The sequence below is a fragment of the Arhodomonas sp. AD133 genome (assembly GCF_051195215.1).
GTDB lineage: Bacteria > Pseudomonadota > Gammaproteobacteria > Nitrococcales > Nitrococcaceae > Arhodomonas.
Window position 1 is genome coordinate 47913 of the sequence record NZ_JBNAZM010000032.1, and the last position, 6834, is coordinate 54746.

6 protein-coding genes are annotated in these 6834 nt (G+C 65.8%); 4 read left to right on the forward strand and 2 right to left on the reverse strand.

The annotated features are described in order from the left end of the window. Nucleotides 1-7 precede the first annotated feature (7 nt). Nucleotides 8-1423 carry a hypothetical protein gene (locus ACPEES_RS16120; protein WP_435104578.1) on the forward strand — a complete coding sequence of 472 codons (1416 nt, stop codon included), beginning with the start codon at nucleotides 8-10 and terminating at the stop codon, nucleotides 1421-1423. A gap of 39 nt (nucleotides 1424-1462) precedes the next feature. On the opposite strand, the gene ACPEES_RS16125 is transcribed toward ACPEES_RS16120, so the two are convergent. Both ACPEES_RS16125 and ACPEES_RS16130 read right to left on the reverse strand, forming a co-directional pair. Continuing rightward, on the reverse strand, nucleotides 1463-1858 hold the full coding sequence (locus ACPEES_RS16125; RefSeq protein ID WP_435104579.1) for a hypothetical protein: 396 nt from the start codon (nucleotides 1856-1858) through the stop codon (nucleotides 1463-1465). A gap of 54 nt (nucleotides 1859-1912) precedes the next feature. After that, complete coding sequence (locus tag ACPEES_RS16130) at nucleotides 1913-2737, reverse strand: uroporphyrinogen-III synthase (protein ID WP_435104580.1); 825 nt, start codon at nucleotides 2735-2737, stop codon at nucleotides 1913-1915. A gap of 283 nt (nucleotides 2738-3020) precedes the next feature. On the opposite strand from ACPEES_RS16130, the gene ACPEES_RS16135 reads away from it, so the two are divergent. The 3 genes from ACPEES_RS16135 (at nucleotide 3021) to ACPEES_RS16145 (ending at nucleotide 6653) form a co-directional block, all read left to right on the forward strand. Then, a complete protein-coding gene (locus ACPEES_RS16135; RefSeq protein WP_435104581.1) occupies nucleotides 3021-4469 on the forward strand; it encodes an NCS1 family nucleobase:cation symporter-1 in 1449 nt (482 codons plus the stop codon). 135 nt (nucleotides 4470-4604) lie between these two features. Continuing rightward, a complete protein-coding gene (locus ACPEES_RS16140; protein ID WP_435104582.1) occupies nucleotides 4605-5567 on the forward strand; it encodes a radical SAM protein in 963 nt (320 codons plus the stop codon). Between the two features lie 30 nt (nucleotides 5568-5597). Then, nucleotides 5598-6653 carry a methyltransferase domain-containing protein gene (locus ACPEES_RS16145; protein WP_435104583.1) on the forward strand — a complete coding sequence of 352 codons (1056 nt, stop codon included), beginning with the start codon at nucleotides 5598-5600 and terminating at the stop codon, nucleotides 6651-6653. Nucleotides 6654-6834: the final 181 nt, after the last annotated feature.

Consider the following 6834-nt stretch of genomic DNA (forward strand, 5'->3'; position numbering starts at 1 on the left):
ATACGCAATGACGCACACGACGCGCGCAACGCGAGCCGCCGCCGGCACGGCGCTCGCCGCCGCGGTGGCGACGGCCGGTTGCGACGACCCGGATTCCACCCCCGCCCGCCTGGGCGAGGCCGGCCCGGTACCGGCCACCCAACAGGGCGACGGCGATCCGCGGAAAGGCTACGAGATCATCGTCAATCGTGGCTATGTCACCTGCGGCATGCCCTATGACGCCTACGCCGCGAGCCGGGACACGAGCCCAGTGGAACAACGGCTGCCCGGACGCACCGGGCGCAACGCACAGCTTCCCTACCACCTCAACGCCACCGAGAGAGACGGGGCGGAGCTGGTGGTCACCAACTGTCTCACCTGCCACGGTGCCACCTTCGACGGGGAACTGATCGTGGGGCTCGGCAACGAATTTCGCGACTTCACGTCTGACCCCGCCGCCCAGGCGGAAAGCCTGGGCCTGTACGTCGAGAACGGCCCGGGGGCGCAGGCCTGGCAACGCTGGGCGGACCGCATTGCCGCCATCGCCCCGTACATGCGTACCGACACCATCGGCGTCAATCCGGCCCCCAACGTCACCATGGCGCTCATGGCCCATCGCGACCCGGAGACACTGCAATGGCACGAGGAGCCGCGTCTGGAACCGCCCCCGCAAGACCCATTGCCAGTGAGTGTGCCGCCCTGGTGGCGCATGCAGAAAAAGCACGCCATGTTCTACCACGGTGCCGGCCGTGGCGATCACGCCGCCTATATGATGCTGAAGTCGCTGGTGTGCACCGACGACGTGGAGCAAGCGCGCGAGATCCGTGAGTGGTTCACCCACGTGCGTGCCTACATCGCGAGCCTGGAACCGCCGGACTATCCGTACACCATCGATCCCGCGCTGGCGACGCGCGGCAAAGCGGTGTTCCAGCGTGCATGCGCCGGCTGCCACGGCCGCTACGACGGGGATGAACCTTATCCCAACCTCATCATTCCCCTGGAGGAAATCGGCACCGACCCCGCCTACGCCCGGCAGGCGGTGAAGGCCGAGCGGTTCATCCGGTGGTTCAACCGTTCCTACTACGGCCAGCACGCAGAAGCCCGGCCCGCACCGGGTTACGTGGCGCCACCGCTCGACGGTGTCTGGGCGACCGCGCCGTACCTTCACAACGGCTCCGTGCCGACCATCGCGGCACTACTCGACAGCGACCGCCGCCCCACCTACTGGCGCCACCACCTGGCACCGCGTGAGTACGATCCCGACACGCTCGGCTGGCGACACGAGCGCCTGGGCCACGGCAAGGACGGCGCCGCCGACGAGCAGGCGGCAAAGCGCATCTACGACACAACCCGCCACGGCTACGGCAACGCGGGCCATACCTATGGTGACGGTCTCGCCGACGGCGAGCGGCGCGCCGTTGTGGAATACCTCAAGACGCTCTGAGCACGATGCCGGCATCCGCCCGGCGAACCGCTTCCCGCGTCAATCGGCCGCCTGCCGGGAGAGACGGCTGATCTGTGCCGACCAGCTCGCGTGAGCGACGACGGCGCCGACGCCGAAGACGATCAACGGTGCCGGACCGCCCGATTGCGGGCTGGCGAGGCCATCGCGTATGAGCCAGATGGTCAGAGCGCCGACGGTCATTACCACGACGCTCACCACGGCCCGACTCAACGCCGGCCTCGCAGGAACCGCGAGGGGACCGGCGACCATGATGAACGCGGCGAGCGTACCTACCCAGACACCAGTGAGGAAGTCGCCCACCAGACCGCCTGCGGTCAGCCACATGATCGGGGTTATCAGCGCCGCCGCGCACAAAGTCGCCCCCGCCAGGCGTTTTCGCATCTCCCTGCTGTCGATTTCACTGCGGCTCGCCATGTCCTCTCCTCCTCGTGGCGGTCAGGCTGCCCCCGAGCCCATCCGCGACAATGATTATCCGGTGGTATCGCCACCGACATGGGCGACGATTTCGCGCACCAGCGGCTTCATGAAATAACTGTTCTCCGGCATGAGCGCCGGCGGAAAACCGTATTCACGCAGTGTTTGCGCAACCACCGGCCCCACTGCCGCGATGACCGTTCGCCCGAGCCCCGCCTCCAGCGCGTCACGGCGGGCCGTGGCGGTGGCGCAATCGAACAGGCGCGTCACCTGTGTCTTGCTCGTGAAGGCCATGACATGGACGCGCGCCTCCGCGATGCCATCGATGAGCGCGGCAACGTCCGAATCCTCCGCCGCCGGGGTGTAGACGTAAGGGGCGACCGTGAGCGCTGTCGCACCGCGGCGTTGCAGATACTCGACCAGCCTGGGATTGGGGTCGCCGTAGAGCTGAACGCCCACGCGCCGTCCGTCGAGGGTCTCGCGGTCGAGGGTCGCCATCACACCGTCGGTGGTGGGCTCGTCGGCCAGGACGTCCGGGCGGAGATCCAGCTCGCGCAGTGCGCGCCCGGGCTTCGGCCCACGGGTGAGCTTGCGCGTTTGAGCGAGCAGGGTGACGAAGTCATCGCGCCGGCCGGCATGCTCGGCGAATCCAACGAGCCGCCGCAGCCCCTCGCCGGTGAGCAGCACGAGCCAGTCCAGACCGTTGTCGATCGCCTCGTCGAGCCAGTGCTCGACCCCGGCCCGATCCGACGTATCCGCAATCCCCACCAGCGGACAACGCCACGCCCGCGCCCCCCTTTCCTCGAGCATACGAGCGAACAAATCGAGCTGTCGCGTCTCCGGCAACGCTACCGTGACACCATCCAAAGGGGCATCCATCCACCCACCTCACCGTTTCGATCAGTCGTCGATCATGGTAACCCGGGCACGGGCGTTGTCACTTCCCGGCGTCGTTGCCGCGAATGCGCGGTCGGGCATTGCAGGGCAGAGCGCATGGACTACGTTTGGAAGAGAATCTTTGCCAGCCGGGCAAAGGCCCGTCCACGCCTGGCAGGCAGCCGACCACAACCACAACAAGGACCGGTCAGGCACGGATCGCCCTCCTCGATAGCGCGGCCACAACAACAATTCCCGCGACGGTCTCAGAGCCCGGGAGGGACGCATGGCCAACGATAACCTCGAGCTGAACAATCCGGACCCGAGCCTCTACAACGCCGACCTGGCGCCAACCCGGAAGGACGCACGAACCTGGGGCTGGTTCGAGATCTTCAACGTCTGGGCAAACGACATCCAGAGTCTGTTCGGCTACACGCTGGCGGCGTCGCTGTTCATCACCTACGGCCTGAACGGCTGGGCGGTGATGGCGGCGATCATCCTCGCCGGCTTCGTGATCATGGTGCTGGTCAATCTCTCCGGCAGCCCCAGCGTACGCTACGGCATTCCGTTCCCCGTCATGGCGCGTGTGAGCATGGGCGTGCGCGGCGCCAACTTCCCCGCCATGCTGCGGGCGATCGTGGCGATCTTCTGGTACGGGGTGCAGACCTACTTCGCCTCCACGGCGGTGGCGCTGCTCATCAATTCCGTGTTCGGCACCGGCGGCGGCGCGACGTTTCTCGGGATGACCGGTATCGACTGGTTGTCATTCGTGGTCGTGTGGCTGATCCAGATCGCGATCTTCTGGCGCGGCATCGAATGGGTGCGGCGTTTTCTCAACTGGGCCGGCCCGCTGGTCTACGCCGTAATGCTCGTGCTCATGGGGATAATCTGGTATCAGGCGGGTAACGAGCTCCTGCCGGCCGTAGGCGAGATCTTCAGCGGCACCGGCACTTACGAGGGCGGACCGGTGTCGGCATTTCTCGCGATCACCGGCACCATGATCGCCTACTTTGCCGCGGTGGTGATCAACTACGGCGACTTCTCCCGCTTTGTGCGTAGCGAGAAGGAAATGGTCATCGGCAATTTCCTCGGACTGCCGCTCAACGTGGCGTTCTTTTCGTTCATCGCGCTGTTCATCACCGCTGGCACCGTGGTGCTGTTCGGCGAGCGGCTCACGAACCCCACGGACATCATCGAGCGCGTGGACAACGTCGCGCTGACGGTGATCGCGGCGATCATCTTCTTCGCCGCGACGGTGGGCATCAATCTGGTGGCGAATTTCGTGCCCCCGGCCTATGACCTCGCGAACCTCATTCCCAGCAAAATCGACTTCCGCATCGGCGGGTTGATCACCGCCATCATCGCATTCTTCATTGGCGGCCTGTGGGTGGCGGTCATCAGCCGCATCGGGATCGCCGGCTTCGTGAATACGCTCGGGGCGGTGCTCGCCCCGTTCTACGGCATCATCGTCGCCGACTACTACGTGGTTAAGCGGCGCCGGGTGGACGTTCAGGCACTCTTCTCCGCCGATCCGGACGATATCTATCACTACGTCAGAGGCTGGAACCGCAACGCACTGATCGCGTTCGCGCTGTCGGCGGTCTTCTCCATCGCCTCCGTGTGGGTGCCGGCACTGGAGGCGCTTGCCGGCTATGCGTGGGTGATCGGTGCCGCACTCGGTGCGGTGATCTACTACGCGCTCATGGGCCGGCAACCGGCACCGGCCACGGCCTAGCGGTGGCTTCCGGGCGATCGTCCACGGGGCGTCCTGCCGGCGCCTCCGTGGCATAGCGGTTGCCACGTATAGCGGGGCGCTCACGGCGTCTGGTTAGTTAGACTACGAGTCGACAGCCGAGCGCAAGGAGCCACGATGGCAGACGCCGCCTCCACGAAGAAGCCCCTGCTGGACCCGCGCAAGTTCCGTCACCCCGATGCCACGGCGGACGGCGAAGCACGTGCCGGGGTGACGCTCACCCGGCTCGAGACCCTGTGGTTCAACACGGGCACACTGTGCAACCTCACCTGCCGCAACTGCTACATCGAGTCCTCGCCCCGCAACGACAGCCTCGTTTACATAACGCTGGAGGAGGTCTGCGACTATCTCGACGAGATCGAACGCGAACGCCTTGGCACCCGCGAGATCGGTTTCACCGGCGGCGAGCCTTTCATGAACCCGGATATGCCGGCCGTGCTCGAGGCCGTGCTGTCGAGGGGATTCGAAGCCCTGGTGCTCACCAACGCCATGAAGCCGATGATGAAGGTGCGCTCGCGGCTACTGGCCCTTCGCGAGCGCTACGGCAACCGGCTCACCGTACGCGTGTCCATCGATCACTATTCCAGGGGCGTGCACGAGCTCGAACGCGGCCGCAAGTCCTGGCAGCCGACGATCGAAGGCCTTCACTGGCTCACCCGCAATGGCTTCAACGTGGACATCGCCGGGCGGCTTTTCTCCGGCGAAGCCGAGACGACCGTGCGTGACGGCTTCGCCCGGCTTTTCGATCGCGAGGCCATCGACCTCGATGCCCATGACCCCGTCACCCTCGTGCTTTTCCCGGAGATGGACGCAAGCCTCGACGTTCCCGAAATCAGCGAAGGGTGTTGGGAGAAGGTGGGCACCACGCCGAACGCGATGATGTGCGCGAGCTCGCGCATGGTGGTCAAGCGCAAGGGCGAGGAACGGCCGGTGATCGTTGCGTGCACGCTGTTGCCCTACGATCCCCAGTTCGAGGTCGGCCACACCCTCGCGGAAACCTTTCGCGAGGTGAAACTCAACCACCCACACTGCGCGAAGTTCTGCGTCCTCGGCGGGGCGAGTTGCAGCGCGAGAGAGTAAGTGACGCCAACACCAACGGGATCGATCCGAATGAAGCAAGAGGACGTCAAGCACTACTACGGACAGGTGCTCGAGAGCAGCGACGACCTGCAGACCGACGCCTGCTGCACGCCCGAGGACATCCCGGCACTGGTCAAGCAAGCGCTTGCGCGCATCCATCCGGAAGTCCTGAACCGCTACTACGGCTGTGGGCTCGTGGTGCCGGAGGCGCTGGAGGGCGCCCGCGTGCTGGACCTCGGTTGCGGCGCCGGGCGCGACTGCTTTGCCCTCTCGCAGCTGGTGGGCGCCGACGGCGAGGTGGTCGGCGTGGACATGACCGACGAGCAGCTCGCCGTCGCCCGCGACCATGTGGCCAACCACACCGAGCGCTACGGCTACGCCCGGCCCAATGTCACGTTCCTGAAAGGCTACATCGAATGCCTCGACGAGCTGGCGCTGGCTCCCGGCAGCTTCGATCTGATCGTCTCCAACTGCGTCATCAACCTCTCGCCGGACAAGGCCGCCGTACTGCGCGGGGCGAAGCGGCTGCTCAAGCCCGGCGGTGAGATGTACTTCGCCGATGTCTACAGCGATCGTCGGATACCGCAGGCGTTGACCGATGATCCGGTGCTCCACGGCGAATGCCTCAGTGGCGCCCTGTACTGGAACGACTTCCTCACCCTGGCGCGGGACGCCGGTTTCCGCGACCCGCGGCTGGTCACCGACCGCCCCCTGCAGCTCAACAACCCGGCGATCGAGGCGAAGATCGGCCACATCGGCTTCTATTCGGCCACGTTCCGCCTGTTCAACATCGACGAGCTGGAGCCGGCCTGCGAGGACTACGGCCAGGCCGTGATCTACAAGGGCACCCTGCCCGGCCAGCCCCGACGCTTCGTGCTCGACAAGCACCATGTCATGGACACCGGCCGGGTATTCCCGGTGTGCGGCAACACCTACCGCATGCTCGCCGACAGCCGCCTCGCCGCCCACTTCGAGTTCGTCGGCGAGGGCACCACCCACTACGGCATTTTTCCCGGCTGCGGCACCGACATACCCTTCGATCGCGATGCCGGCTCGTCGGGGGCAAACGGCAGCGGTTGCTGCTGACAGGCAGTCCAGCACGCACAGCGGCCTCGACGTCAAAACGATGTTGGCTGCCAATAGCAGTCAACCTCCTCGAGATGGCCAACATGTAGCCGCCGAGGCGGTAGGGGCGGATGGAGCGCAGCGCAATCCGCCATTTGCATGATGATGGACTTCGCTGCGGCTATGTCCACCCTACGCGAGC

Coding starts and splice junctions, on each gene's coding strand:
- ACPEES_RS16120 (WP_435104578.1), top strand. CDS start 8: ATGACGCACACGACGCGCGCAACGCGAGCCGCCGCCGGCACGGCGCTC.
- ACPEES_RS16130 (WP_435104580.1), bottom strand. CDS start 2,737: ATGGATGCCCCTTTGGATGGTGTCACGGTAGCGTTGCCGGAGACGCGA.
- ACPEES_RS16125 (WP_435104579.1), bottom strand. CDS start 1,858: ATGGCGAGCCGCAGTGAAATCGACAGCAGGGAGATGCGAAAACGCCTG.
- ACPEES_RS16135 (WP_435104581.1), top strand. CDS start 3,021: ATGGCCAACGATAACCTCGAGCTGAACAATCCGGACCCGAGCCTCTAC.
- ACPEES_RS16145 (WP_435104583.1), top strand. CDS start 5,598: ATGAAGCAAGAGGACGTCAAGCACTACTACGGACAGGTGCTCGAGAGC.
- ACPEES_RS16140 (WP_435104582.1), top strand. CDS start 4,605: ATGGCAGACGCCGCCTCCACGAAGAAGCCCCTGCTGGACCCGCGCAAG.